The sequence below is a fragment of the Falsiroseomonas sp. RANM36 genome (assembly GCF_056682175.1).
The window spans coordinates 13,901-14,889 of sequence record NZ_JBWXTD010000008.1 but is presented as its reverse complement, the minus strand read 5'-3'; the positions used below and the strand labels follow the sequence as shown (position 1 = coordinate 14,889).

The following is a 989-nucleotide window of genomic DNA, read 5'->3' as shown; positions in this document are numbered from 1 at the left end:
CTCGCCGACGCCAACCTGGCGCTGCGGCAGGCGGCGGCGGGGCTGGAGGCCCGGGTGGCGGCGCGCACGCGCGAGCTGGCCGCGAGCGAGCGGCGCTTCCGCGTGATCTTCGACAGCACCTTCGAGCTGATGGCGCTGCTCGATCGCGACGGCACGGTGCTGGAGATGAACGAGACGGCGCTGGACTTCCTGGGGCTGCGCCGGGATGAGGCGGTCGGCCGGCATCTTGCCGACCTGCCGGCCTGGCGCGACGGGCCGGCGGGGCGGCGGCTGCGGGCCGCGGTGCTGGAGGCAGCCGCCGGCACGGCGGTGCGCGAGGAGATGCCGGCGCGCCGCGCCGATGGCCGGATCGCGCCGGTCGAGGTCTCGCTGCGGCCGGTTGCGGGCACCGCCGGCGACGTCGCCTGGCTGGTGGCGGAAGCGCACGACCTGACGGAGCTGAAGGCGGCGGAGGCTCGGCTGCACGAGGCGCGCAAGATGGAGGCGCTCGGCCAGCTCACCGGCGGCGTGGCGCACGACTTCAACAACCTGCTGATGGTGGTGCTGGGCAACCTCGCCCTGTTGCGCAAGCGCCTGCCGCCGGAGCCGCGGCTGACGCGGCTGCTGGACGGCGCGCAGCAGGGTGCCGAGCGCGGCGCGGCGCTCACCGCGCGCATGCTGGCCTTCGCGCGACGGCAGGCCTTGCGTCCCGCGCCGACCGACCTTGCGGCGCTGGTGCGCGGCATGACGACGCTCCTGGAACGCTCGGCAGGCCCGAAGGTGCGTGTGTTGCCAGACCTGCCGGCGGGGCGGCCGCCGGCGATGGTGGATGCCAACCAGCTCGAGCTCGCGCTGCTGAACCTGGCGGTGAATGCGCGCGATGCGATGCCCCGCGGCGGGGAGATCCGCTTGGGGCTCCAGGCCGTGGCGGCGCCGTCGCCGGAGGCGCCGGGCGGCCCCGGCCCCGGCGCGGGAATGCGGCTCACGGGGGGCGGCACCGCCCCCGGGAA

1 protein-coding gene is annotated in these 989 nt (G+C 76.6%); it reads left to right on the top strand.

What is annotated here, in order from left to right; genetic code table 11:
* The coding region (locus tag AC1MIR_RS25710; protein ID WP_480031023.1) for a two-component system sensor histidine kinase NtrB at window positions 1–989 on the top strand (989 nt) is incomplete at both ends.